Origin of the sequence: Streptomyces sp. NPDC006733, from assembly GCF_040636125.1 — a bacterium.
Lineage (GTDB): Bacteria > Actinomycetota > Actinomycetes > Streptomycetales > Streptomycetaceae > Actinacidiphila.
The window spans coordinates 33513-57807 of sequence record NZ_JBEYJD010000036.1 but is presented as its reverse complement, the minus strand read 5'-3'; the positions used below and the strand labels follow the sequence as shown (position 1 = coordinate 57807).

23 protein-coding genes are annotated in these 24295 nt (G+C 74.0%); 9 read left to right on the top strand and 14 right to left on the bottom strand.

All coding sequences use genetic code 11. The annotated features are described in order from the left end of the window. Positions 1 to 75 precede the first annotated feature (75 nt). The 5 genes from ABZ721_RS28665 to ABZ721_RS28645 all read right to left on the bottom strand — a co-directional run bounded on the left by ABZ721_RS28665 (position 76) and on the right by ABZ721_RS28645 (position 7982). Entirely contained in the window at positions 76 to 1437 is a 1362-nt protein-coding gene (locus ABZ721_RS28665) for a M1 family metallopeptidase (RefSeq protein WP_358791627.1), read from the bottom strand. Next, the gene (locus tag ABZ721_RS28660; RefSeq protein ID WP_358791626.1) at positions 1437 to 5441 is read right to left on the bottom strand and encodes a Pls/PosA family non-ribosomal peptide synthetase; all 4005 of its coding nucleotides are present in this window, start codon (positions 5439 to 5441) and stop codon (positions 1437 to 1439) included. Before ABZ721_RS28660 ends, ABZ721_RS28665 begins: the two co-directional genes overlap by 1 nt. Positions 5442 to 5661: 220 nt before the next feature. Further along, positions 5662 to 6096, bottom strand: a complete 435-nt coding sequence (locus ABZ721_RS28655) for a subtilase-type protease inhibitor (protein WP_358791625.1) — start codon at positions 6094 to 6096, stop codon at positions 5662 to 5664. 330 nt (positions 6097 to 6426) lie between these two features. Continuing rightward, positions 6427 to 6924 (bottom strand): VOC family protein, encoded by a 498-nt coding sequence (locus ABZ721_RS28650; protein WP_358791624.1) that lies wholly within the window; start codon positions 6922 to 6924, stop codon positions 6427 to 6429. 188 nt (positions 6925 to 7112) lie between these two features. After that, entirely contained in the window at positions 7113 to 7982 is an 870-nt protein-coding gene (locus ABZ721_RS28645; protein ID WP_358791623.1) for a polysaccharide deacetylase family protein, read from the bottom strand. 286 nt (positions 7983 to 8268) lie between these two features. Between ABZ721_RS28645 and ABZ721_RS28640 the strand changes: the two genes are divergently transcribed. From ABZ721_RS28640 to lnt, 3 genes are all read left to right on the top strand, one after another. Next, entirely contained in the window at positions 8269 to 9186 is a 918-nt protein-coding gene (locus tag ABZ721_RS28640; protein WP_358791622.1) for a hypothetical protein, read from the top strand. Positions 9187 to 9312: 126 nt separating this feature from the next. Next, on the top strand, positions 9313 to 9924 hold the full coding sequence (locus tag ABZ721_RS28635) for a histidine phosphatase family protein (protein ID WP_358791621.1): 612 nt from the start codon (positions 9313 to 9315) through the stop codon (positions 9922 to 9924). A gap of 127 nt (positions 9925 to 10051) precedes the next feature. Beyond that, complete coding sequence (gene lnt, locus ABZ721_RS28630; RefSeq protein WP_358791620.1) at positions 10052 to 11572, top strand: apolipoprotein N-acyltransferase; 1521 nt, start codon at positions 10052 to 10054, stop codon at positions 11570 to 11572. Here the strand turns inward: lnt and ABZ721_RS28625 are convergent. Continuing rightward, complete coding sequence (locus ABZ721_RS28625; protein WP_358791668.1) at positions 11544 to 12443, bottom strand: Gfo/Idh/MocA family oxidoreductase; 900 nt, start codon at positions 12441 to 12443, stop codon at positions 11544 to 11546. The two genes, lnt and ABZ721_RS28625, sit on opposite strands and share 29 nt — an antisense overlap. Positions 12444 to 12775: 332 nt before the next feature. Between ABZ721_RS28625 and ABZ721_RS28620 the strand changes: the two genes are divergently transcribed. Then, positions 12776 to 13102, top strand: coding sequence for a hypothetical protein (locus ABZ721_RS28620; RefSeq protein WP_358791619.1), 327 nt, complete (start codon positions 12776 to 12778; stop codon positions 13100 to 13102). Here the strand turns inward: ABZ721_RS28620 and ABZ721_RS28615 are convergent. From ABZ721_RS28615 to ABZ721_RS28590, 6 genes are all read right to left on the bottom strand, one after another. Beyond that, positions 13090 to 13536 carry a hypothetical protein gene (locus ABZ721_RS28615; protein ID WP_358791667.1) on the bottom strand — a complete coding sequence of 149 codons (447 nt, stop codon included), beginning with the start codon at positions 13534 to 13536 and terminating at the stop codon, positions 13090 to 13092. The two genes, ABZ721_RS28620 and ABZ721_RS28615, sit on opposite strands and share 13 nt — an antisense overlap. 191 nt (positions 13537 to 13727) lie before the next feature. Next, positions 13728 to 14414 (bottom strand): uracil-DNA glycosylase, encoded by a 687-nt coding sequence (ung, locus tag ABZ721_RS28610; protein WP_358791618.1) that lies wholly within the window; start codon positions 14412 to 14414, stop codon positions 13728 to 13730. Between the two features lie 157 nt (positions 14415 to 14571). Continuing rightward, on the bottom strand, positions 14572 to 15336 hold the full coding sequence (locus ABZ721_RS28605) for an SDR family oxidoreductase (protein ID WP_358791617.1): 765 nt from the start codon (positions 15334 to 15336) through the stop codon (positions 14572 to 14574). Between the two features lie 23 nt (positions 15337 to 15359). Then, a complete protein-coding gene (fabG, locus tag ABZ721_RS28600) occupies positions 15360 to 16121 on the bottom strand; it encodes a 3-oxoacyl-ACP reductase FabG (protein ID WP_358791616.1) in 762 nt (253 codons plus the stop codon). A gap of 203 nt (positions 16122 to 16324) precedes the next feature. Beyond that, positions 16325 to 16759, bottom strand: a complete 435-nt coding sequence (locus ABZ721_RS28595; RefSeq protein ID WP_358791615.1) for a DUF3037 domain-containing protein — start codon at positions 16757 to 16759, stop codon at positions 16325 to 16327. Continuing rightward, positions 16720 to 17541, bottom strand: a complete 822-nt coding sequence (locus ABZ721_RS28590; protein WP_358791614.1) for a HipA family kinase — start codon at positions 17539 to 17541, stop codon at positions 16720 to 16722. Before ABZ721_RS28590 ends, ABZ721_RS28595 begins: the two co-directional genes overlap by 40 nt. Before the next feature lie 255 nt (positions 17542 to 17796). On the opposite strand from ABZ721_RS28590, the gene ABZ721_RS28585 reads away from it, so the two are divergent. Beyond that, positions 17797 to 18288, top strand: coding sequence for a Rieske 2Fe-2S domain-containing protein (locus ABZ721_RS28585; RefSeq protein ID WP_358791613.1), 492 nt, complete (start codon positions 17797 to 17799; stop codon positions 18286 to 18288). A 38-nt stretch (positions 18289 to 18326) separates the two neighbouring features. Here ABZ721_RS28585 and ABZ721_RS28580 read toward each other — a convergent pair whose 3' ends face one another. Continuing rightward, complete coding sequence (locus ABZ721_RS28580; protein WP_358791612.1) at positions 18327 to 18980, bottom strand: isochorismatase family cysteine hydrolase; 654 nt, start codon at positions 18978 to 18980, stop codon at positions 18327 to 18329. 193 nt (positions 18981 to 19173) lie between these two features. On the opposite strand from ABZ721_RS28580, the gene ABZ721_RS28575 reads away from it, so the two are divergent. Beyond that, the gene (locus ABZ721_RS28575) at positions 19174 to 19632 is read left to right on the top strand and encodes a pyridoxamine 5'-phosphate oxidase family protein (RefSeq protein ID WP_358791611.1); all 459 of its coding nucleotides are present in this window, start codon (positions 19174 to 19176) and stop codon (positions 19630 to 19632) included. A 62-nt stretch (positions 19633 to 19694) separates the two neighbouring features. Here ABZ721_RS28575 and ABZ721_RS28570 read toward each other — a convergent pair whose 3' ends face one another. After that, complete coding sequence (locus ABZ721_RS28570) at positions 19695 to 21212, bottom strand: SDR family oxidoreductase (protein ID WP_358791610.1); 1518 nt, start codon at positions 21210 to 21212, stop codon at positions 19695 to 19697. Between the two features lie 305 nt (positions 21213 to 21517). Between ABZ721_RS28570 and ABZ721_RS28565 the strand changes: the two genes are divergently transcribed. The 3 genes from ABZ721_RS28565 to ABZ721_RS28555 are packed head-to-tail and all read left to right on the top strand — an operon-like array spanning position 21518 to position 24107. Beyond that, positions 21518 to 22246 (top strand): TetR/AcrR family transcriptional regulator, encoded by a 729-nt coding sequence (locus tag ABZ721_RS28565; protein ID WP_358791609.1) that lies wholly within the window; start codon positions 21518 to 21520, stop codon positions 22244 to 22246. A 51-nt stretch (positions 22247 to 22297) separates the two neighbouring features. After that, complete coding sequence (locus ABZ721_RS28560) at positions 22298 to 23200, top strand: DUF72 domain-containing protein (protein WP_358791608.1); 903 nt, start codon at positions 22298 to 22300, stop codon at positions 23198 to 23200. A gap of 10 nt (positions 23201 to 23210) precedes the next feature. Then, positions 23211 to 24107, top strand: coding sequence for an LLM class flavin-dependent oxidoreductase (locus ABZ721_RS28555; RefSeq protein ID WP_358791607.1), 897 nt, complete (start codon positions 23211 to 23213; stop codon positions 24105 to 24107). Positions 24108 to 24295 lie beyond the last annotated feature (188 nt).

Here is a 24295-nt window from a genome sequence, read left to right as displayed (position 1 = left end):
AGCCAGCTTGTATGACATATCACCGCATTGTGGGGCGTGTCGGGGCACGGAGTGTGCGGCGCGGGACGCCCCGGGCTACCGGACCCGCGGCAGGACCGGCAGCGCGGGCTCCCGCAGCCAGGCCGTGAACAGGGCGTCCAGCGGCTGCGGGGTGTACTGCTGCGCCAGCGCGGTGAACTGCTCGGTGCGGACGCCTGCGTGCCGGTACTGCGACGTCCAGGTGCGGAGCAGCGCGAAGAAGGCCGGGTCGCCCATCGTGGTGCGCAGCGCGTGCAGGGTGAGCGCGCCGCGCTTGTAGATCCGGTCGTCGAACATCCGCTGCACGCCCGGGTCGCCGACCCGCAGGTCCTGCGGCAGCCCGGCGAGCCGGGTGCGCGCGCGGGCGGCCAGGACGCCGGCGGGGGCGCCGCCCGAGGCCTCCGACCACAGCCATTCGGCGTAGCAGGCGAACCCCTCGTTGAGCCAGATGTGCCGCCAGTCGGCGACGGTGAGGCTGTTGCCGAACCACTGGTGCGCCAGCTCGTGGGCGACCAGGCGCTCGAAGCCGCGCCGCCCGTCCACGTGGTTGGCGCCGAAGACCGACAGGGCCTGCGCCTCGACCGGCACCTCCAGCTCCTCGTCGACCACGACGACGGCGTAGTCGTCGAAGGGGTAGGGGCCGAAGAGGTCCTGGAACAGCTCCATCATCTGCGGCTGCCGGCCGAAGTCGTGGGCGAACGGGACGAGCAGCCCGGCGGGGACGGCCGCGGGCTGCGCGATCGGGCCGCCGAGGTGCTCCACCAGCTCGTAGGGGCCGATCTGGACGCTCGCGAGATAGCTGGCCATCGGCGCCCGCTGCTCGTAGACCCACGTCGTGGTCGAGCCGCCGATGGTGCACGACTCCAGGGTCCCGTTGGCGAGCACCGTGCACACCGTCGGCGCCGTCACCGCGATGCGGTAGACGGCCTTGTCGGACGGGTGGTCGTTGCAGGGGAACCACGAGGGCGCCCCGATCGGCTGGCCCGCCACCAGCGCGCCGTACTCCAGCGGCTCCCAGCCCAGGTCGCCCCAGTACCGGCTGCGGATCGGCCGCGGGGTGCCCACGTAGCGCACCTCGACGGTGAAGGCCGCCCCCGCGGGCAGTTCACGGGCGGGGCGCACCCGCAGCTTGCCGGCGCGGTGGGTGTAGCGGGCGGGCCGCTTGCCGTCCACCAGGACCCGGTCGATCCGGAACGTCCCCAGGTCGAGGCTGAACTCCGAGAGCGCGTGGTCGGCGACCGCGAAGATCCGGGCCCGCCCGGAGAGCCGGTCGGCGCTCGGCCGGAAGTCCAGTTCGAGGTCGTACCGCACCGTGTGGTAGCCGCCGTTGCCGTGCTGGGGCAGGTACGAATCGGTCGAGACGGACGCCCCGGGCCTGCCGGGGGCGGCCGCACGGCCGCCCCCCGGTGCCTTGTTCACTAACTGCGGGTCCCCTCTGCGTGCCGTTCGGTGTGCCAGGCGGCGATCGGGTTGCCGAGCCAGCGGGTGCCCTCGGGCACCGACTCGCCGCGCATGACGAGCGACGCGGGACCGATGGTGGTGCGCGGCCCGACGGTCGCACCGGGAAGCACGATGCCATGCGGCCCCAGGGTTGAGCCATCCCCCAGCGCCACGGTGTCCATGCGCATGATCCGGTCGTGGAACAGGTGGGTCTGCACCACGCAGCCCCGGTTGACGGTGGCCCCGGCGCCGACCCGTACGAGGTCGGCCTCCGGCAGCCAGTACGTCTCGCACCAGGCGCCGCGGCCGATCCGCGCGCCCAGCGACCGCAGCCACAGGTTCATCAGCGGGGTGCCGGGCACCGATCCCACCAGCCACGGCACGGCCAGCACCTCGACGAAGGTGTCGGCCAGCTCGTTGCGCCACACGAACGAGCTCCACAGCGGGTGCTCGACGGTACGGAACCTGCCGACCAGCAGCCACTTGGCCGCGGCCGCGACCGCGCAGGCCAGCAGCCCGGCCGCGAGCAGCAGCAGGCCGCCGCACAGGGCCGCGACGGCGAACCCGGCGGAGCGGGCCAGCGCCTCGAACGCGCCCACGACAAGGACCGCGAGGGCGACGGTGCACATGACCGGCACCACCCGGCACAGTTCGACGGCCGCACGCGCCGCCATCAGGGCGCGCGGCGGGTCGTAGGTGCGGCTCTGGTCGCCGGCCTCCGCGGCCCGGGGCAGCTTCATCGGCGGCATGCCCAGCCAGGAGCTGCCCGCCTTGGCGCCCTTGGGCGTCGAGGACAACACGCCGACCAGGCCGTTCTTCGGCACCGAGCGGCCGGGCGCGGTCATCCCGGAGTTGCCCAGGAACGCCCGCTTGCCGACCCGGGCGGCGGCGATGCGCATCCACCCGCCGCCCAGCTCGTACGTGGCGACCATCGTGTCGTCGGCGAGGAACGCGCCGTCGCCGACGGTGGTCATCGCGGGCAGCGCCAGGACCGTCGACGCCTCGACGCGCCGGCCGACCTTCATCCCCAGGGCGCGCAGCCACACCGGGGTGAACAGGCTCGCGTAGAGCGGGAAGAGCACGACGCGGGCGGCGCTCATCAGCCGCTCGGTCGCCCAGGCCCGCCAGGCGACGGTGCTGTGCACGGCGTGGTACCCCTCGCGCAGCCCGGTGCCCAGCGCCCTGACCAGGACCAGCACCAGCAGCGCGTACGCGGCCAGCGACACCGCGGTGGCGAGCGGTACGGCGATCAGCGCGGCGGCCAGCACGTCGCCGGGGGCGGACTCGCCGCGGACGAAGGCCAGCAGCGTCAGCAGGCCCGGCAGCGCCGCCAGCGCGGGCAGCAGGCCCAGCGCGGTGGAGGTGAGGCCGTAGACCAGCGACCATCCGGTGGTGCGCGGCGGGCGGGCGGCCGGCCAGCGGTGCGCGGCCTTGCCGGAGCGCGCGGCCGGAACGCCCGACCAGCGCTGCCCGGCCGGCACCGCCCCGGTCACTCCGGAGCCCGGCGCGATCTCGGCGCGCTTGCCGACGCGGGCGCCGGGGAACAGGGTGCTGCGCGCGCCGACCGTGGCCCCCGCGCCGATGCGGATCTTGCCGATGTGCAGCAGGTCCCCGTCGAGCCAGTGGCCCGAGAGGTCCACCTCCGGCTCGACGGCGCAGCCCTTGCCGAGCCGCAGCATCCCGGTGACGGGCGGCAGCGAGTGCAGGTCCGCGTCCGCGCCGATCCGCGCGCCGAGCGCGCGGGCGTAGTGGGTGATCCAGGTGCCGGTCAGGCGGTTCGCGCCGACCCGCTCGGCCAGCCGCTCCGCGGTCCACAGCCGCAGGTGGACGCTGCCGCCGCGCGGGTGGGTGCCGGGGCGCACGCCGCGCAGCAGCAGCCGCGCGCCGCCGGCCGCGACGGCCACCCGGCCGGCCGAGCTGAAGCACAGCAGCCACCCCAGCGCCACCCACCACCAGGACACGGTCGGCGCCCACGCGAGGTCCGCGTACCGGGCCAGCACGTTGTTCAGCGCGGCGATCCCCACCGCCCAGCGCAGCCCCGGGATCGTCAGCAGCGGAACCATCAGCGCCAGTTGCACCGCGGCGGCGCGCCGCGGGGTGGGCCGTACGGTGCGCACCGCGCTCTCGCGGTCGTCCGACGCCTCCAGCACCCGGGCCAGCGCGCCCAGCGCCGGGTTCTGGTAGATGTCGCTGACGGAGACGTTGGGGAAGCGCGCGCGGATGAGGGCGACCAGCCGGGCGGCGCCCAGGCTGCTGCCGCCGATCGCGAAGAACTCCGCGTCGGCGGAGCCCACACAGGTGCCCAGGATCTCGGCCCACTGCTCCGCCAGCCACGCCTCGGTGCCCTCCAGCGGGCTCTCCTGCCCGGAGGTGTCCAGCGAGGGCAGCGGCCACGGCAGCGCGGCCCGGTCGACCTTGCCCGAGGTGCGGGTGGGCAGGGTGTCGACGACCGCGATGAGCGGCACGAGCGAGGCGGGCAGCGCCTCGCGCAGCCGGCGCAGCGCGTCGACGGGGTCGAACGCCCCGCCGTCGGCGGTCGTCCCGGCCGCGTCGGGAGGAGTGTCGCCGGCCGCGTCGGGCGGGGTGGCGTCGGCCGCGTCCCGCTCCACGCCGACCACGTAGCCGACGAGGATCTGGTTGCCGCCCCGGGTGGTGCGGACGGCGGCCGCCGCGCCCGCGACGTTCGGCAGCGCCTGCAGCGCCGCGTCGACCTCGCCGAGTTCGATCCGGCGCCCGCCCAGCTTGATCTGCTCGTCGGCCCGGCCGACGAACACCAGCCCCTCGGCGTCGGCGCGGACCAGGTCGCCGCTGCGGTAGGCGCGCTCCCAGCCCAGCGCGGGCAGCGGCGCGTACTTCTCGGCGTCCTTGTCCGCGTCCAGGTAGCGGGCCAGCCCGACCCCGCCGATGACGAGTTCGCCGACCTCGCCCAGCGACACGATGTCGCCGCGGGAGTCCACGACCGCCAGGTCCCAGCCGTCCAGCGGCAGTCCGATCCTGACCGGCCCCTCGCCGGTGAGCTGCGCGGCGCAGGCCACCACGGTGGCCTCGGTCGGACCGTAGGTGTTCCACACCTCGCGGCCCTCGACCGCCATCCGCTCGGCGAGTTCGGGCGGGCAGGCCTCGCCGCCGAAGATCAGCAGCCGGACGTCGTCGAGCGCCTCGGACGGCCACAGCGCCGCCAGGGTGGGCACCGTCGACACGACGGTGATGCGCTGCTCGACCAGCCAGGGGCCCAGATCGAGCCCGGTGCGCACCAGGGAGCGGGGCGCGGCGACGAGGCAGGCGCCGTACCGCCAGGCGAGCCACATCTCCTCGCAGGAGGCGTCGAAGGCGACCGACAGCCCGGCCAGCACCCGGTCGCCGGGGCCGATGGGCTCCTCGGTGAGGAAGAGCCCGGCCTCGGCGTCCACGAACGCCGCGGCGCTGCGGTGGGTGACGGCGACGCCCTTCGGCTTGCCGGTCGAGCCGGAGGTGAAGATGATCCAGGCGTCGTCGTCGGGTCCCGGCCGCCGGCCCACCTCGCCGTGCGGGGTGCCGCAGAGGCGGATCTCGCGGTGCGCGCCGATGACGGCGCTCACGCCCGCCTCGGAGAAGACCAACTCGGCCCGCTCGTCGGGGTCCTCGGCGTCCACCGGCACGTAGGCGGCGCCCGCCGCGAGCACCGCGAGGATCGAGATGTACAGGTCGTTGGTGCCGGACGGCACCCGGACGCCGACCCGGTCGCCGGCGCCGATGCCCGCCGCGGCGAGCCGCAGCCGCAGCGCCTCGGCCTCGGCCGCCAGCGCGCGGTAGTTCAGCGCCGTGGAACCGTCGTCGACGGCTGCGCCGTTCGGGTGCCTGCGGGTGGTCTCGGCCAGGATGTCGAGCAGCGTGCGCTCGGGTGCCGGGCCGTTCGCGGAGAAGACCGCGCGCGTCCGCGCCGTCGGCTCCGCCGGGTCGATCACGGTGTCGAGCGTCAGCCCGGGTGCCTCGGCCAGCGTCATGCAGCGCCCCCGTCCCCGGCCGGTGCGTGGAGCGGCGGCGCACAGCGCGCGGCGATCCGATCAGTGCCGGCCAGGAACGGACGCATGTCTTACCCTCCGAGATACGTGGTCTGTTCGGGCACGTTACCGGCGCAAGATGAACACAGCCTGTCGGGTTTGAGCCGAGTGGCCGGTCTCACAACCTCCGCGACCCACCCCGGCGCGGACGTTCACCCCCGGCTCAGAAGGCGAACACCGGCCCGGTTCCGCCCCCCTTGAGGCAGGGGTTGGCGTAGGTGTGCGTGTACGAGATCCGCTTGCCCTGCCAGACACCGTCCGCGGTGACCACCACGGGATCCCAGATCCTGGGACAGATCCGGTCGGGGTCGGAAGCTAACAGCGCCTCGAAGTTGCCGCCCGCCAGGGCCAGTTCGGTGCACGCGGTCCGCGGATCGGGATGGTCGCCGCCGGCGGTGGGGCTGCAGCGCAGCAGGGCGGCGCGCTGGATCGTGGCGGTCGCGGGGTCCTCGCCCTTGCCGACGGTCAGCACCAGCGACGAGGGCGCGTACAGGCTCAGCGGCCGGGCGGACTCGGCCCGGGCGGTCCCACCGGTGCCCGCCGCACAGCTGAGGGCCAGAGCGGCCCCCACTCCGATCACGCCTAGGGTGTATCGCATTCCGAACACTCCTTCTCCGTTGGTCGCGGATAACGGACAGGAGTATTTCGGGAACGTTTCGCGGTCGCACGTCGGACGATCACTTCCGGTCGCGGTGTGTGATCGCCCGATGGCTCATTGTGCGATACGGGCAGCTCAGCGCGCCCGGCGATCACACCGGATCGACCGTCCAGCATGCGGACACCCGGGCGTGGCGCGTGCGCCCGCACCGGCGTGAGCTGGGAGGAGGTCGAGCGTTGCGCGTTCCCGGCCCACCGCTGTCGACCGGAAACCACCGCTTCCAGGGGCCGGCGGAGGCGACCGTCCGGCACACCGGGCGCGTCAGGCGCGTCAGGTCGCCGAGCCGGCGGCCGCGCCGGTCTTCAGGTCCGGGCCCCAGCGGTCCAGCGACTCCTGGAGGTCCAGCGCCCGCAGCTGCGGCTCACCGCCGACCGGCCAGTCCTCGCGCGGCACCCGCCACATGACCTCGAACTCGTTGCCGTCGGGGTCCTTGGCGTACAGGGACTTCGACACCCCGTGGTTGGTCGCGCCGACCAGCGAGCCGCGCTCCGTCAGCTTGGCTGCGGTCTCGGCGAGCTCGCCGAGCGTGCCGACCTCCCAGGCCAGGTGGTACAGGCCCACGCGGCCCTGCTCGGGGCCGGGGGCGTCCGCGCCGAGCGCGAACAGGCCGAGGTCGTGGTCGTTGAGGGTCTCGCGGGCACTGAGGAAGGCGGCCCGCCCGGGGATCTCCACGTCGACCTTGAAGCCGAACACGTCCGTGTAGAACTCGACGGCACGCGGGACGTCGCGGATGTAGAGCACTGCGTGGTTGAGACGGCGTACAGGCATGGTGACGCTCCTGGTCTGGCATCGGTCGGCACCGTGGCCGGCGGGACTGTTCCGACGGTACGCCGACTCGGTTGAAACTTCAAGTAAAGAGTCTGAAAGTTCAAGTATCCGGTGTCGGAGCATGGCGGACGGTCCGGGCGGGTCGGCGGTACGGGCAGGCCGGCGCCTTACGAGCAGGTCGGGGGGCTTCAGTGCACCGCGTCGGAGAGCCGGACGAACCGGTGACCGGACGCGAGCAGCGCGGGCAGGGCGCGGGCCATGCCCTCGGCGGTACCGCCCGCGGGGTGGTTCATATGGCCGATGACGACCGATCCGGCGGTCGCCGTCAGCGCGGCGCGGCACACCTGGGCGGGGGTGAACGTCGCTCCGGCGTCGGCGTTGACGCCGAACCCGGCGAACCGCTCCCCCAGGTCGGTGACGATGCGCGCCGCCACGTCGTCGAGGTACGCGGTGCCGGAGCGGAAGAAGCGCGGCGGACGGCCGAGCAGCGCGGTGAGCTTGTCGTGGTTGCCCGCGACCTCGTCGTAGACCTCCCCCGCGTCGCGCGTCCCGGCGATGCCGTACGCGGAGCGGCCCGCCACCGACAGCGGCCGGTGCCGCGTCCCGTGGTTGGCGATCTCGAACAGCGGGTCGGCCGCGAGCCGGTCGAAGCGCGCGCGGTTCGCGTCGATCCAGCGCGCGTTGAGGAAGAGCGTCGCGGGCACCTCGCGGGCCCGCAGCAGGTCGATCAGCTGCCGGTCGTAGCCCCCGCCGCCCGGACCCCCGCACGCGTCGAAGGTCAGCGCCACCGCCCGCCCGGCGGCGGCCGGCAGCTCGGTGACCACCCCGGGAGCGGTGAATCCCCAGCCGGCCGGGGCGGTCCGCCCGTAGCGGGCGACGATCGCGGCCCGCGTCACCCGCGCGGGCGGGGCGGACATCGGCGGGGCGGTCGACGGCAGCGCGGACGTCAGCGGGGCCGGGCGGGGTGTCGCGGCGGGGCCGCGGCCTGGCGACGGGTCCCGCGGCCGCCCGGCGGGGCCGGCCGCGTCGGCGCACCCCGCCAGGAGTCCGCCCGCCACGGCGGTGAGTACAGCCCGGCGACCCAGTGACATCCGTTCCCCCGCATGATCCACAACCCGCTCGCCCGGCCGCTACCAGCCATTTCCGATGACCCTACGATGTGATCGGCATCCGGGCGACAGGAGATCACCGGGCGGGGGCTCGGCGCGGCGGCCTCCGCGCGAGGCCAGGACTCGGCGCCCGGTTTACGGAACTTTCTCCTCCGGGAGCGCGTCCAGTAGACCGGGGCGAGGATCTCCACGGCACGGCACGGCGGTACGAAGCGGTACGGGAACGGAGCTCTTGGTGTACATCGGCCTTCTGACAGCCGTCGCGGCATCGGCCTGCTACGGCACGGGGTCGGTCCTGCAGGCCGTGGGATCCCGCAGATCCGCCCGCGCCGAAGCGGCCGCCGCCTCCACCACCGGCACCACCGAGCACGGCGGCCCGAGCCTGTCGTCCACCGCCAAGGCCGCCGTGACCTGGGAGTTCATCCTCGGCACGGTGCTGGACTTCATCGGCTTCGGGCTGGGGGCGCTCGCCGCCCGGCTGCTGCCGCTCTTCCTCTCCCAGACCGTCATCAGCGCCAACCTGGTCATCACCGCGGTGCTGAGCATCCGCCTGCTCGGCATCCGGCTGAGCCGCCCCGAGTGGATCTCCATCGGCGTCGTCTGCTCCGCGCTGGTGCTGCTGGCCACGGCCGCGGGCCCCGAGGGCAGCGGCCACACCCCGCGCGCCACCCACTGGTGGCTGCTGGCGGCCGCCGTGACGATCATCGGAGCCGGCAGCCTGCTGGTGCGCCGCCTCGGCGCGCGCGGCGCGATCCTGGCCGGGCTGCTGTCGGGCCTGGGCTTCGGCGCCCTGGGCGTGGGCGTGCGGGTGCTGGACGGCGTAGACCCGTTCGACCTCCCGACGCTGCTGGCGGACCCCGCCCTGTACGCGATCCTGGTCGCCGGCATCGGCGGCATGTACCTGCACACGGTGGCCCTGCAGATCGGTTCGATCAACGGCGCCACGGCCGCGCTGGTGGTCGGCGAGACCGTGGTGCCGGGCATCCTCGGCGTGCTCTGGCTCGGTGACACCTCCCGCGACGGCTTCGGCTGGGTCGCCATCGCCGGCTTCGTCCTGGCCGTGACGGGCGCGGTCGCCGTCGCCTGGTACGGCCAGCCGGAGAGCGCCGCGGCCGCGGAGCCGGCCGTCGAGCTGACCCCCGCCGAAAGCTGACCCGGGAGCCGGCACGACGGCCGGCACGGCGGCTGACACGGCGGCGCAGGGGGGTGCGCGGCTGTTCGCGGCCGCTGGGCGTAGCGTCGGCGGGTGTTGAGCACGTCAAGAGAAGAGGGACCCGCCATGGGTGAACTGATCCTGGTCCGGCACGGCGAGACCGAGTGGAGCGTGTCGGGGCAGCACACCAGCTACACCGACATGCCGCTCACCGCCCGGGGCGAGGAGCAGGCGCGCGGCCTGGCGCCCCTGCTGGCGGAGTTCACCGTCGCGCTCGTCCTGACCAGCCCGCTCGCCCGCGCGGTGCGCACCGCCGAACTCGCGGGCCTCGCGGGCCTCGCGCCCACCACCGTGGACCCGGACCTGCACGAGTGGGACTACGGCGGCTACGAGGGCGTCACCACGGACGAGATCCACCGCACGCGACCGGAGTGGAACCTGTGGACCGACGGCGTGGCCGCCGCTCCCGGGCACCCCGGCGAGTCGCCCGAGGAGGTCGGCGACCGCGCCGACCGGGTGCTGGCCCGGGTGGACGCGGCCTTCCGCGACCTCGGCGGCGACGGCGACGGCGACATCGTGCTGGTCGCCCACGCGCACTTCCTGCGGGTGCTGACCGCCCGCCGGCTGGGGCTGCCGGCGGCGGACGGCGCCCTGTTCCAGCTGGCCACCGGCACCGTCAGCCGGATCGGCAGCGAGCACGGGCGGCCGGTCCTCGTCTCCTGGAACCGCATGCCCTGAGCGGTGCCGGGCAGCCGCCTGCCGTGGACCGGAACGCCGGGACACGCCGGGTCACCGGAACGTCGCCCGCTGTGCACGGGCGCCCGCACCCTCGACACTGGGGCGGAACACTCACAAGGGAGCGGGTATGACGGTGACAGCCGACCGGCAGGTATCCCGCCTGACCTCACCCTGGGTGCGCGGCCTGGCCGCGGCCGCGGCCGGCGCCCTGCCCGCGCTGGCGTTTCCCGCGCTGTCCCTGTGGTGGCTGGCCTACGTGGCGCTGGTGCCGTGGATCCTGCTCGCGCGCTCGGCGCCGACCGGGCGCCGCGCCGCGCTCGACGGCTGGCTGGGCGGGGCGGGCTTCATGCTCGCGGTGCACCACTGGCTCTTCCCGAGCCTGAACGTCTTCATCGTCGTCCTGGCCCTGCTGCTGGGGGCCTTCTGGGCGCCGTGGGGATGGCTGCTGCGCCGGACGCTGGGCGGCCGCCCCGACGCGCGGCACGTGGCCGCCGCCCTGGTGCTGGCCCCGTGCGGCTGGCTGATGGTCGAGCTGGTGCGCTCCTGGCAGTACCTGGGCGGCCCGTGGGGGCTGCTGGGGGCCAGCCAGTGGCAGGTCGCGCCGGCCCTGCGGCTGGCCTCGATCGGCGGGGTCTGGCTGATCAGCGCGCTGGTCGTGCTGGTGAACACGGCGGTGGCCGTGCTGATCGCGGTGCCCGCGGTCCGCGCCCCGGCCGCAGCCGCGCTCGCCGCCGCCGCGGTCGGCACGACCGCCGTGTGGCTGGGCGCGCCGGTGCCGGAGCGGACCGGTTCGGTGCGGATCGCGGTGGTGCAGCCGGGGGTGATCGAGGGCGCCCAGGAGCGGTTCGACCGCGAGGAGCAGCTGACCCGCACGCTCGCGGGGCAGCGGGTGGACCTGGTCGTGTGGGGCGAGAGCAGCGTCGGCTTCGACCTGTCGTCCCGGCCGGACCTCGCCGACCGGCTCGCCGCGCTCGCCCGGGAGGTCGACGCGGACGTCCTGGTGAACGTGGACGCGCAGCGGGCCGACGGGCGCGGCATCTCCAAGACGTCGGTGCTGGTGGGCGCGGGCGGGGTCACCGGCGAGAGCTACGACAAGATGCGCCTGGTGCCGTTCGGCGAGTACATCCCGTTCCGCTCGATGCTCGGCTGGGCCACCTCGGTCGGCAAGGCGGCGGGCGAGGACCGGCGGCGCGGCGACCACCCGGTGGTCATGACCACCGGGCAGCTGCGCTTCGGGCCGCTGGTGTGCTTCGAGTCGGCCTTCCCCGACATGAGCCGGAAGCTGGTCGACAGCGGGGCGCAGCTGCTGGTCGCGGAGTCGTCCACCTCGTCGTTCCAGGGCAGCTGGGCGCCGCCGCAGCACGCCTCGCTGGCCGCGCTGCGGGCGGCGGAGACCTGGCGTCCGATGATGCACGCCACCCTGACCGGCGTGAGCGCGGTCTACGACGGCCAGGGGCGGCCGGTGGGCTCGTGGCTGGGCACCAGCGCCGGCACGGCGGCGGTGTACCAGGTGCCGCTGTCGCAGGGCCGCAGCCCGTACGTCCGGTTCGGCGACTGGGTGCCGCACCTCGCGCTGGCGCTCGTCGTGGTGGCCGCGGGCTACGAGGTCTCGCTGCGCGTCAGGCGGTCTGCTCGCCGATCGAGGTGACGATCCGCTCGCACAGCTCGTGGGTGCGCAGCGCGTCCTGGGCGTCGAGCAGCTTGCCGCTGCGCACCGCGTCCAGGAAGGCCAGGATGATCTGCTCGATGCCGCGCTGGCGGGCGACCGGGACCCAGTCGCCGCGGCGGCGCAGCGTGGGCTGGCCCTTGTGGTCGATGACCTCGGCGAGGTTGAGGACCTGCCGCTTGGTGTCGTCGCCGCTCACTTCGAGGATCTCCTCGGTGGAGCCGCTCATCCGGTTCATCGTGCCGATGGCGGTGAACCCGGCGCCGGACAGCTGCAGCACGACGTGGTGCAGCAGTCCGTCGCGGACCTTGGCGCGGACGTCGGTGTGCTCGACGGGACCGGGCGCGAGGTAGCGCAGGGTGTCGACGACGTGGATGAAGTCGTCGAAGACCACGGGGCGGGGCGCCTCGGCGAGCCCGACCCGGTTCTTCTGCATCAGGATCAGGTCGCGCGGGTGGTCCGCGCACTGGGTGTAGCCCGGCGCGTAGCGGCGGTTGAAGCCGGCCATCAGGCTGACCCGGCGCCGCTCGGCGAGGTCGACGAGGTGGCGCGCCCCGGCGAGGTCGGGCGCGAACGGCTTGTCGACATAGGCCGGGACGCCGGCCTCGATCAGCGCTTCGGTGATCTCGACGTGCCGGTCGGTGGGCGCGTGCACGAAGGCCGCGTCGAGCCCCTGCCCGATCAGGGCGTCCAGGGAGGTGTGCCGGTGCGGCAGCCGCAGGGCGTCGCCGACCCGGTCCAGGGTGGCGGGGGTGCGGGTGTGCAGATGCACGTCGATCCCCGGCAGTGAGGCGAGCACCGGGAGGTACGCCTTCTGGGCGATGTCACCGAGGCCGATCACCCCGATCTTCAGCGGGGCGTTGCCGGATCCCATGTGCCTCTCCCGTTCTGCCGCTGCCATGTCGCGGGACCCCGCCCGCCGGCGCCGCTGCGCACGGGTGCGCCGTTCTCGCCGCGACGGAGGGTCCGATCCGCTCAGGCAGCATACGGGGGCGGCGCGGGCCGCCCGTCAGCGGTGTCACTGCGCGTCACCCCTGCGGGGAATACCCAGGGGCGCCGCCGACCGGCAGAGTTGCCCGAATGCGTCGATTTGCAGCAGTCATGCTCATTGCGGCGGCCTCGGCCGTCACCGGGTGTACCTCGGTGCCCCCGCAGCCCGACCCCGGGCCCTCGACGGCGCCGCCGTTGCCTGCCCTCCCCCTCACGCGGGACCGGACGGACGTCCAGGAGCCGGACCTGCAGTCGCTCGCGACCGTGACGGCGGAGCCGGACGCCGGGCCGCCGACCGCCGCCTCCGCGCCGACCGAACGCGCCCGGCACCACCGGCGGGCGCACCCGCCCGCGGCCCCGTCCGGCCGCGACGCCGCACCGGCCGCGAAGGCCACCGCGGCCCCCCGCCCTCCGGCGTCGCTGCCGGGCGGAGCGGGGGTCTGCGCGCTGGGCGAGACCTACGGCGGCTGGGCCAAGGACAGCGACGCGTCCCGGATCTGCCACGAGGCCTACGGCCGGTGACCGGAGCCGTCCATCCGCAGCTCCATCCGCCCGATCGCGGCCCGCAGGCCGTCGCCGTACGCGTCGTCTCCGAGCACCCCGGAGGCGTCCCTCGCGCGGACCAGGTGGTTGCGCGCCAGCTCCCGCTCGCCGACCTTGAGGTAGTCGGCGGCGAGGTTCAGGTGCAGTGACGGGTAGAACCCCCGCACGGCGGGCGACGGACGGCGGCCGGCCCGTTCGTCGCCGCAGCCGTCCGCCGCCCGAAGGGCTCTGAGGTCCCACTCCAGTTCGTCCTCGGGATCGTCCTGGGTGTCGGCCATGAAGTGCGCCAGCGTGCAGCGGTGGAGGGGATCGCCGTCCTCGCCGATCTCCTCCCACAGCCGGCCGAAGCGGGCCCTGGCCTCTTCGCGGTCGCCGCCGTGCAGCAGCATCATGACCTGGCCGATCCGCGTCATGACCGCGTCCTGGCCGGACCACCAGCCCTCGTCCCGCTCCGTCACTGCCGCCTCCTGCGCCCCGCGTGCGTCCCGTTCCCGCCGATCCCTGACGACGCTAGCCGCCGGGTCCGCGAAACCGGGTCAGGCGCGGAGCGTGGTCGAACGGGGAGCCCCGTCCGGTACGGAGCCCCGTCCGGTGGCGAGCCCGGTCAGGCGCCGGCGCCGAGGTTCGGCACCCGCCAGTCGATCGGGTCGTGGCCCTGCGCCTTGACCGCGTCGTCGATCTGCGTGAAGGGGCGGCTGCCGAGGAAGAGCTTCGCGGACAGCGGCGAGGGGTGCGCGCCCTGGATCACCGCATGCCGCTCCGTGTCGATCAGCGGGAGCTTCTTCTTCGCGTAGTTGCCCCACAGCACGAACACCGCCGGGTCCGACCGGTCGGAGACTGCCTTGATCACCGCGTCGGTGAACTTCTCCCAGCCCTTGCCCTTGTGCGAGTTGGCCTCGCCCTCCCGCACCGTCAGCACCGCGTTGAGCAGCAGGACACCCTGCTCGGCCCACGGCATCAAGTAGCCGTTGTCCGGCACCGGGTGGCCGAGCTCCTCCTTCATCTCCTTGAAGATGTTGCGCAGCGACGGCGGGGTCCTGACGCCCGGCCGCACCGAGAAGCACAGCCCGTGCCCCTGGCCCTCGCCGTGGTACGGGTCCTGGCCGAGGACCAGCACCTTCACCCGGTCGAACGGCGTGGCGTCCAGAGCCGCGAAGACCTCGTCCCGGGGCGGGAAGATCTTGTGCGTGGCCCGCTCGGTCTCGACGAACTCGGTGAGCTGCTGGAAGTACGGCTTGTCCAACTCCTCGCCGAGGACGTCCTGCCAGGAGTCGGGCAGCATGCTGGGCACGTCAGGAACCTCCGGTACACGATCCGTTGCTGGAACTGCGAACGTACCGGGAGCCACTGACAACGCGCTCCCCGGGACCGGGAACGGCGCCCCGCCGGGGGTGGAACGGCGAGAGCCGGGCCCGGGCCGAGGCCCGGACCCGGCTCGCCGGCGAAGCTCAGGCGACGCCCGCGTGCAGGAAGAGCCCGCCGTCCGCGACGAGGGTCTGGCCGGTGATCCAGCCCGCCCCCTCGGACAGCAGGAACGCGGCGGCGGCGCCGATGTCCTCCGGCACCCCGAGCCGCTTGAGCGGATAGCCCGCCGCGGCCTCCTCCTCGCGGCCCTCGTAGAGCGCCGCGGCGAACTTGGTCTTGACGACCGCGGGGGCGATGGAGTTCACCCGCACCCCCGGCGCCATCTCCGAGGCGAGCTGCAGCGTCAGGTTGACCATGGCGGCCTTGCTGATGCCGTAGGCGCCGATGAAGGGCGACGGTGCGAGGCCGGCGACCGAGGCGATGTTGACGATCGCCCCGCCGTTCTCCTTCTGCCAGGCCTTCCAGGTCTGCTGCGCGAAGCCGAGCGCGGAGATCACGTTGGTCTCGAAGACCTTGCGCGCGACGTTCAGGTCGAGCTCCGCGATCGGGCCGAAGACCGGGTTGGTGCCGGCGTTGTTCGCCAGGTAGTCGACGCGGCCGAACGCCTCCATGGTGCGCTCGACGGCGACGGCCTGGTGGGCCTCGTCGTGGGCCTTGCCGGCCACGCCGATCACCCGGTCGGCGCCGAGCTTCTCGACGGCCTCCTTGAGGGCGTCCTCGTTGCGGCCGGTGATGCAGACCCGGTCGCCGCGGGCCACGAGGGCCTCGGCGATGCCGTAGCCGATGCCGCGGCTGGCGCCGGTGACGAGGGCGACCTTGCCGGTGTCGGTGCGAATCTCACGTGTCATGGTGCTCAGGTCTCCGATGCGCGTCAGTTGAGCGGGCCGCCGGCCACGTACAGGACCTGGCCGGAGACGAAGCCGGCCTGCTCACCGGTGAAGAAGGCGATCGCGTTGGCGATGTCGTCCGGGTTGCCGACCCGCTGGACGGGGATCTGGGTCGCGGCGGCGGCCTGGAACTCCTCGAAGCCCATGCCGATCCGCTCGGCCGTGGCGGCCGTCATGTCGGTCACGATGAAGCCGGGTGCCACGGCGTTGGCGGTGACGCCGAACTTGCCGAGCTCGAAGGCCAGCGTCTTGGTGAAGCCCTGGAGGCCGGCCTTGGCGGCCGAGTAGTTGACCTGGCCGCGGTTGCCGAGCGCGGAGCTCGACGACAGGTTGACGATCCGGCCGAACTTGGCCGCCACCATGTGCTTCTGCACCGCGCGGGACATCAGGAAGGCACCCCGCAGGTGCACGTTCATGACGGTGTCCCAGTCGGTCGCGCTCATCTTGAACAGCAGGTTGTCGCGGAGCACCCCCGCGTTGTTCACCAGGATGGTCGGCGCGCCCAGCTCCTCCGCGACCCGGGCGACCGCCGCCTCGACCTGCGCCTCGTCCGACACGTCGCAGCCGACCGCGAGCGCCTTGCCGCCGTCCGCCGTGATCTGCGCGACGGTCTCCTTGCAGGCGTTCTCGTCGAGGTCGAGTACGGCGACGGCGCGGCCCTCGGCCGCCAGCCGCTTGGCGGTGGCGGCGCCGATGCCGCGCGCGGCCCCGGTCACGATCGCGACGCGCTGCTCGGTCGTGGACATGCAGTCTCCCTTGCCCTCAGATACGGCGCCACGCGGAATCCCGCACGGACTCGGCACATGAGCAACCGCTTAGTAGGTTAGTTGTCGAAACCGTAGGAGCCCAGTGACCGGCTGTCAACGGAACCCCTCCCGAGTGTGTTTCAGCGCACCCGGCAGCACACCCGGCACCGCACCCGAAAGCGCCTTCCCTGCCGGTGCGCCCGTCAGCGCACCAGGAGGCCGAGCAGCCGGTCCACCTCGGCCTCGGGGTCCGCGGTCAGCCCGGTGTGGATCGGGCCGGGCTGCACCACCGTGCTGCGCGGTGCCGTGAGCCAGCGGAAACGCCGTCCCGGATCGTCCCCGGCCGCCTGTCCGGCCCGCTCCCCGCCCTCGCAGACGCCCTCGTAGCCGCGCAGCGCGGCGCGCACCCCTTCGACGTCCGCCTTCTCGTCCAGACAGCGCAGCCGCGCCTCGTCCAGGTGGATCCGGGCGCCGACGAAGGACCGGGCGCGGCAGTAGACCAGCACCCCCGCGTTGATCATCTCGCCGCGCTCGATCCGCGGGACGACGCGTACCAGCGCGTACTCGAACACGTCACGGCCACTGCCGCGGTACCCGCTCACTTCGCGGCCTTCCCGTCCACCCAGGGGCGCAGCCATTCCGGCGCGTCCTGCTGGGGTTTCGGCCCGGCCACGAGGACGATCCGCTCGTGGACGTCGAGCGCGCGGGCGAGCAGCACCCGCTCGTACGCCCTGCGCACCTCGTCGGGGCCCTCGAAGCCGGGCTCGTCGGCCAGCCACTCGTCGGGCACCAGCGCGGTGACCTCGCACAGCAGCTCCTCGGTGACCCGGGGCGCCAGCTCGGCCGCGGCGGCGGCCGGGTCGGGCGAGAAGCGGGACAGCGCGTGGTCGGCGGCGTCGTACGGCTTCGCCGACGCCTGCTCGGCGGTCTTCCAGTTGTGGTGCCAGATCAGTGAGGCCCCGTGGTCGATGAGCCACAGGTCCTTGTGCCAGATGAGCAGGTTGGGGTTGCGCCAGGACCGGTCCACGTTGCCGATCAGGGCGTCGAACCAGACGATGCGGCCCGCCTCGACCGGGTCGATCCCGAAGGCCAGCGGGTCGAACCCGAGCGAGCCCGGCAGGAAGTCCATCCCGAGGTTGAGGCCGCCGCTGGACTTGAGCAGGTCCTGGATCTCGGCGTCGGGCTCGCCGAGCCCGATCACCGGGTCGAACTGGAACCGGACGAGTTCCGGGACGCGCAGCCCGAGCCGGCGGGCCAGCTCGCCCGCCACGATCTCGGCGACCAGCGCCTTGCGGCCCTGTGCGGCGCCGGTGAACTTCACGACGTACGTCCCGAGGTCGTCGGCCTCGACCACTCCCGGCACCGAGCCGCCCTCGCGCAGGGGGGTCACGTACCGGATCCCCGTTACTTCTGTGAGCATCGCACCAGGCTACTGGCGCTGCGCAGGGCGGCGGGATCCGCGGGCGGACGGGCGGGCGGGGGGCCGTCCCGCAAGCGGCCGGGCAGGTCGCCGGCGGGTCGGCCCGGCGGGCGGCCGGTTGGGCCATCAGCCGGAATTCCCGCGCGGCGTTGAACGCACCGCCGGATCCCTGCGTATGACGGGACGGGCGCGGCATCACGCCCTCCGGGTGGCTCCTCCCCGCCACCCGGATTGTCGACCGACAGGAAGTGCCACATGACCGACACCTCCGGTATTCCCGCAGCTCCCACCCGCCGCACGATGGTCGCCGCGGCGGGCGGCGTGGGTCTCATCGCCGCCCTGAGCGCGTGCGGCGGATCGGATCCGAAGGCCAGTGACACCCCGGCGGGCACGACCCCGGCGGCCTCGGCGCCGGGCGACTCCTCGGCGCCGGCCGCCTCCGACCCGGCCGGGGGCGGCGGCGAGGCGCTGGCCAAGACCGCGGACATCCCGGTGGGCGGCGGGAAGATCTTCGCGGACAAGAAAGTCGTCGTCACCCAGCCGACCGCCGGTGACTTCAAGGCGTTCTCGGCGATCTGCACCCACCAGGGCTGCGCGGTCAGCGAGGTGGCGGACGGCACCATCAACTGCCCGTGCCACGGCAGCAAGTTCAGCATCGCGGACGGCAGCGTCAGCGCGGGCCCGGCGACCAAGCCGCTGCCCGCCGCCAAGGTCGACGTCGCGGGCGGATCGTTGCAGCTGGGCTGACCGCCGCGGGCGGGGCCGCCGCGCCGCGACCGTGGCGGCTACCGCTCTCCGGAGGGCGGCTCCGGCCGCTTCCAGCAGGCCAGGATGTCGTCGGTGGCGCTGACCGTCGAGACGAGCGCGAGGGTGTGGCGGACGACGGCCTCGGTGTACTCGCGGGGCACCCCCGCGATGGCATCGGCGGGAACCACCACCTGGTAGCCGAGGTTGACGGCGTCGAAGACGGCGTTGGGGATCGCGATGTTCGCGGAGACCCCGGTGACGACCAGGGTGCGGCAGCCCAGGTTGCGCAGCAGCGCGTCCACGTCGGTCCCGGCGATCGGCGACAGGCCGTGCAGCCGCCGTACGACCAGGTCGCTGTCGGCGAGCGGTATCCCGTCGGCGAGCCGCACGGCGGGCGTGCCGGCCAACTGCTGCACGGGCAGCCGCCCGGCGGCGCGGAAGAGCCGCGCGTTGCGGTTGGCACCGCGCCCGTCCGGGCGGCGCTCGGCGATGGCGTGCAGGACGGCGGCGCCCACCTCGTGGGCGCCGCCGACCAGCCGGGCCACGTTGCCCAGCGCCCCGGAGTCCCGCGCCTCGGCGGCGAGCTCCGGCAGCGCGCTGTCGGGCCCGACGACGCCGCGCTGGCACTCGACGGTCAGCACGGCGGTGACCGCCGGGTCCAGCAGCTCCCTCAGCCGGTCGCTCGGCGCCATGACTGCCCCCTCGTACGACGGACCGCTTCGGATGACCACGCAGCGACCGTAGCTGACGAACCGTCAGCCAGGAAGGGGGCACCGCCGGGAAGAGGGCGCGGCGCATGCGGCACACTCGTGCACCACTGGACGGCCGCGCCGCCGTCCCCCATTATTTCTGACACATAGTCAGATTCAAGGAGGTGCTCGACTCATGGCCGCCACTCAGCGGCGGGGCCGCAGGATCATGATGACCCCGCACGAGGTCGACGCCTTTCTCGCGGAGCAGCGCACCTGCCGCGTGGCGACCGTCTCCAAGGACGGCCGGCCGCACGTCGGCGCCCTGTGGTTCGTCTGGGACGGCACGTCGCTGTGGCTCTACTCCATCGTCCGCAGCCAGCGCTGGACCGACCTGCTGCGCGATCCGCGTGTCTCCGTCGTGGTCGACGACGGCGTCGAGTACGGGGAGCTGCGCGGCGTCGAGCTCTCCGGCACCGTCGAGTTCGTCGGCGAGGCGCCGCGCACCGGCGAGCCCGTCCCGGAACTGGAGACCCCCGAGCGGCTCTTCCCGGCCAAGAACTTCGGGCTCGACACCATGCCGCACGACGGCCGCCACGCCTGGCTGCGGCTGACGCCGGAGCGGATGGCCTCCTGGGACTTCAGCAAGATCTGACCGCGCCGCCCCGGGGGCGGCATCAGCGGGTCGCCGGCGGCCCCACCGGTGGGCGGGGGCCGTCACCGGGCGGCGGGTGGCGTGGCGGGCTCCCGTTCCGCCGCCCGCGCGATGTTGCGGGCCATACCGCCGAAGACCACCGAGTGGAACGGCGCCACGCTCCACCAGTAGAGCTGGCCGCCCAGCCCCTGCGGATGGAACAGCGCGCGCTGGCGGAAGAGGGTGGCGCCCGCGTCGTCGCGGTCCACCGACAGCTCCAGCCAGGCGAGGCCGGGCAGCCGCATCTCGGCGCGCAGCCGCAGCAGGCTGCCCGGTTCGATCACCTCGACCCGCCAGAAGTCCAGCGAGTCCCCCACCCGCAGCCTCGCGGCGTCCCGGCGGCCCCGGCGCAGTCCGACGCCGCCGACCAGCCGGTCCAGCCAGCCCCGCACGGCCCAGGCGAGCGGGAAGGAGTACCAGCCGTTGGCGCCGCCGATGCCCTCGATCACCCGCCACAGGGCCGCCGGCGGGGCGTCCACCGTGCGTTCGCGCCGGTCGGTGTACAGGCTGCCGCCGGCCCAGTCGGGGTCCGTGGGCAGCGGGTCGCTGGGGGCGCCGGGCACCGCGGCGGACGACCAGCGGGTCGGGACGTCGGCGTCCCGCAGCCGCTTGAGCGCCAGGCGCACCGACTCGTCGAACCCGATCCGGCCGGTGGGCGGGTCGGGCACGTAGCGCACCAGGTCGTTCTCCGCGCAGACCACCTCGTGCCGCAGCGACTCGGTGAGCGGGCGGGCGATGGAGCGCGGCACCGGGGTGACCAGCCCGATCCAGTGGCTCGACAGGGTCGGCGTCAGGACGGGCACGGGGAGGATCACCCGCCGCGGGAGCCCGGCGACGGCCGCGTAATGGCGCATCATCCCGCGGTAGGTGAGGACGTCCGGGCCCCCGATGTCGAAGGCCCGGCTCACGTCGGGCGGCAGGTCGGCGGCGCCGACGAGGCAGCGCAGCACGTCACGCACGGCGATCGGCTGGATGCGGGTCCTGACCCAGCTCGGGGTGATCATCAGCGGCAGCCGCTCGGTGAGGTAGCGCAGCATCTCGAACGAGGCCGAACCGGATCCGATGATCACCGCGGCCCGCAGGACCGCGGTGGGCACCCCCGAGTCGAGCAGGATGTGCCCCACCTCGGCGCGGGACCGCAGGTGCGGGGAGAGCTCCGACTCCGGGACCCCGCTCGGCGTCAGACCGCCCAGGTAGACGATGCGCCGCACCCCGGCGGCGCGCGCCTGCTCGGCGAAGAGCCGGGCGGCACGGCGGTCGGTCTCCTCGAAGCCGCGCCCGGTGCCCAGCGCGTGCACCAGGTAGTACGCGGTGTGCACGCCCTCCAGGGCGGGGCGCAGCGAGTCCGCGTCGGTGACGTCGCCGCGCACCGTCTCGACGCGGTCGACCCACGGGTAGTCGCGGAGCTTCTCGGGCGTGCGGGCCAGGCAGCGGACGGTGTATCCGGCGTCGAGCAGCTCGGGCACGAGCCGGCCGCCGATGTATCCGGTGGCTCCGGTGACCAGGCAGCGGCGGGTGCTGTTGCTTTCCTCTTCGGGCATACGGGGATGCCTACCCGACTGTCGGCGGGTATCACAGCAGGTGGGCGGCGGACGGCCTTGGCCACGGCTTACGCGGGACACGGCGTAACGTCGCTACGGTGCGGGGTAGCGTCGATACGGTCAGGCTGTTGGCGTTGCTGTTGCCGGGTCACGAGGACGCGACCGGGCCAGGTCCTGCGGGCCAACGGCGGCATCGTCTGACCGGAGCACCCGCCCGCCCCGGCGACCGGAGGACCCATGGCCCCGACCGGACCGCGCTCCGCCCTACGTAGCGGCGCTACGCCATCCTTGATAGCGTCCCGGTCGTGAACACCCGAGCGCGCATCCTCCAGGTGGCGGCCGACCTGGTCGCCGAGTCCCCGGACGGGGACGTGTCCACGCGGGCGGTGTGCGAGGCCGCGCAGGTGGGGGCCCCGGCCCTCTACCGGTACTTCGGGGACAAGGAGGGCCTGCTGTCGGCCGTCGTCGACCACGGCTTCGACCGGTACCTGGCGGCGAAGCGGCAGCACGCCGCCGGCGACGACCCCGTCCAGGACCTGCGCGACGGCTGGGACAGCCACGTCGAGTTCGCCCTGCGGAACCCGAACCTGTACCGGCTGATGAACTCCCCCGCCATGCGCACCACCCCGGCCGCGGCGCTGGAGTCCCACCAGATCCTCACCCGGGACCTGGAGCGGGCGGCGGCACTGGGCAAGCTGCGCCTCGCCCCGGAACTGGCCGCGCAGATCGTCATGTCGGCCAACGTCGGCGTCGCCCTGATGCTCGTCGCCCGGCCCTCGACCTTCACCGACCGCAGCACCTCGCACCGCGTCCGGGACGCCGTCCACGCCTCCGTCCTCACCCCGGACGCGCTCACCCCCCGCCCCGCCCCGGACACCTCCGCGAGCGGCCCGGACGACACACAGCTGCAATCGACCGCGAGCCGGCTCAGCGCCTTGCTGCGCCGTTCGCCCGACCGCACGCTCAGCGTCGCCGAGACGGTCCTGCTGACCGAATGGCTCGACCGCCTCGCGAACGCCCCCGGCCACCCGTAGGGCGATCGTCCGCGAGGGAATCGGCGCACCGGGCCGGGGCAGGCGGGGGCCATGGGTGAGATTCGCGTCGGAGCGTGTTCCTGGACGGACAAGCAACTCCTGTCCAGCGGCTGGTACCCACCGGGCCACCGCACGGCGGAGGCCCGGCTGCGGTACTACACCTCCCGCTTCCCCCTGGTGGAGGTGGACGCCACCTACTACGCGCTGCCCAGCACCCGCAACAGCCTCCTGTGGGTCGAACGGACGCCGGAGGCTTTCCGGTTCGATGTGAAGGCCTTCTCGCTGCTCACCGGGCACCCCACCCGGCCGGAGTCGCTCCCCGCCGACCTGCGGCCGGCCCTGCCCCGCAGGAGCAGCCGACCGGAGCCGGACCCCGGGCTGCTCGACGAGGTGTGGACCCGGTTCAGCGGCGCCCTCGAACCCCTGCGCCAGGCGGGCCGCCTGGGCACCCTGCTCTTCCAGTTCCCTCCGTGGCTGGCCCCGGGCGAGCAGGCGGCGTCGTTCCTGCGCCAGTGCCGCGAGCGCACCGCGGGATGGCCCGTGGCCGTGGAGTTCCGGCACCCCGACTGGTGGCGCGACGAGCACGCCGACGCCACCTTCGGCCTGCTGGCCGAATTGGACACCGCTGCCGTTGCCGTGGACATGGCACAGTCGCTCCCCACCTCCATCCCCCCGGTCACCCCGGCCACCACCGGCCGCCTCGCGGTGGTGCGCTTCCACGGCCGCAACCGCGCCTGGGGCACCGGCTCGAAGGAGGACCGCTTCCGCCACCGCTACACGACCGAGGAGCTGACGTTCTGGCTCCCGGACATCCGCGCCCTGGCGGACCGGGCCGAGGAGGTCCACGTCCTGTTCAACAACTGCTGCGCGGACGCGGCCGTCCGAGCCGCGGAAACGATGACCGCCCTGCTCGCCGGCCCCGCGGCGAGCAGCGCGGCGCCCGCGGCACCGTAGGCTCGGGATCATGCGACTGAGTACAGTGATCCTTCCCGTGTACCGCTGGTCCGAGGGCCGGGACGTATGGCGGCGGGCCGAGGAGCTCGGCTTCCACACCGCCTACACCTACGACCACCTCTCCTGGCGGACCTTCCGGGACGGCCCCTGGTTCGGCGCGATCCCCACCCTCACCGCGGCCGCGGCGGCCACCGAGCGCATGCGCCTCGGGACGCTCGTCACGTCACCCAACTTCCGGCACCCGGTGACGCTGGCGAAGGACCTCATCACCCTCGACGACGTCAGCGGCGGGCGCGTCACGCTGGGCATCGGCGCGGGCGGGTCGGGGTTCGACGCCACCGCGCTGGGCCAGGACGCCTGGACGCCGCGCGAGCGGGCGGACCGCTTCGGGGAGTTCGTGCCGCTGCTCGACCGGCTGCTCAGCAACGACGTGGTGTCGTACGAGGGCGAGTTCTACTCCGCGCACGAGGTCCGCAACATCCCCGGGTGCGTGCAGCGCCCCCGGCTGCCGTTCGCGGTGGCCGCGACCGGGCCGCGCGGGCTGAAGCTGGCCGCGCGCCACGGGCAGGCCTGGGTCACCACCGGCGATCCCAAGCTCTTCGAGACGGGCACTCCCGAGCAGTCGCTGGAGGCCGTCCGCGGCCAGATCGCCAAGCTCGGCGCGGCCTGCGAGGCGATCCACCGGGATCCCGCCGAACTGGACAGGATCATGCTCACCGGGTTCACCCCGGACCGCCCGCTGGACTCCTTCGACGCCTTCACCGACTTCGCCGGCCGGCACGCGGAGGCGGGCATCGACGAGATCGTCCTCCACTGGCCGATCGAGAACTCGGACTTCGCCGCCGACCACAAGCTCTTCGAGCGCATCGCCACCGAGGGCCTCGCCCAGCTCGCCGCACCGCGCTGACAATCCTCGCAACTGCGGGCAATCCGGGCGGCGAAACCGGTCGACACCCGTCAGGACGGACCCAGTACGGCGATTCCCGTGCGCACCTGACGTCTCAGTGCGCACACTTGGTTGTGCGCTCAACGATTGACCCCGGTGCTTCCCCGCACGGTTCCGACCGTCCGGCAGACGTGCACCCGCACACCGGC

Coding starts and splice junctions, on each gene's coding strand:
- ABZ721_RS28555 (WP_358791607.1), top strand. CDS start 23,211: ATGCGACTGAGTACAGTGATCCTTCCCGTGTACCGCTGGTCCGAGGGC.
- ABZ721_RS28635 (WP_358791621.1), top strand. CDS start 9,313: ATGGGTGAACTGATCCTGGTCCGGCACGGCGAGACCGAGTGGAGCGTG.
- ABZ721_RS28615 (WP_358791667.1), bottom strand. CDS start 13,536: ATGACGCGGATCGGCCAGGTCATGATGCTGCTGCACGGCGGCGACCGC.
- ABZ721_RS28655 (WP_358791625.1), bottom strand. CDS start 6,096: ATGCGATACACCCTAGGCGTGATCGGAGTGGGGGCCGCTCTGGCCCTC.
- fabG (WP_358791616.1), bottom strand. CDS start 16,121: ATGTCCACGACCGAGCAGCGCGTCGCGATCGTGACCGGGGCCGCGCGC.
- ABZ721_RS28605 (WP_358791617.1), bottom strand. CDS start 15,336: ATGACACGTGAGATTCGCACCGACACCGGCAAGGTCGCCCTCGTCACC.
- ABZ721_RS28660 (WP_358791626.1), bottom strand. CDS start 5,441: ATGACGCTGGCCGAGGCACCCGGGCTGACGCTCGACACCGTGATCGAC.
- ABZ721_RS28590 (WP_358791614.1), bottom strand. CDS start 17,541: ATGCTCACAGAAGTAACGGGGATCCGGTACGTGACCCCCCTGCGCGAG.
- ABZ721_RS28580 (WP_358791612.1), bottom strand. CDS start 18,980: ATGGCGCCGAGCGACCGGCTGAGGGAGCTGCTGGACCCGGCGGTCACC.
- lnt (WP_358791620.1), top strand. CDS start 10,052: ATGACGGTGACAGCCGACCGGCAGGTATCCCGCCTGACCTCACCCTGG.
- ABZ721_RS28595 (WP_358791615.1), bottom strand. CDS start 16,759: ATGGCTGCGCCCCTGGGTGGACGGGAAGGCCGCGAAGTGAGCGGGTAC.
- ABZ721_RS28570 (WP_358791610.1), bottom strand. CDS start 21,212: ATGCCCGAAGAGGAAAGCAACAGCACCCGCCGCTGCCTGGTCACCGGA.
- ABZ721_RS28650 (WP_358791624.1), bottom strand. CDS start 6,924: ATGCCTGTACGCCGTCTCAACCACGCAGTGCTCTACATCCGCGACGTC.
- ABZ721_RS28575 (WP_358791611.1), top strand. CDS start 19,174: ATGGCCGCCACTCAGCGGCGGGGCCGCAGGATCATGATGACCCCGCAC.
- ABZ721_RS28560 (WP_358791608.1), top strand. CDS start 22,298: ATGGGTGAGATTCGCGTCGGAGCGTGTTCCTGGACGGACAAGCAACTC.
- ABZ721_RS28585 (WP_358791613.1), top strand. CDS start 17,797: ATGACCGACACCTCCGGTATTCCCGCAGCTCCCACCCGCCGCACGATG.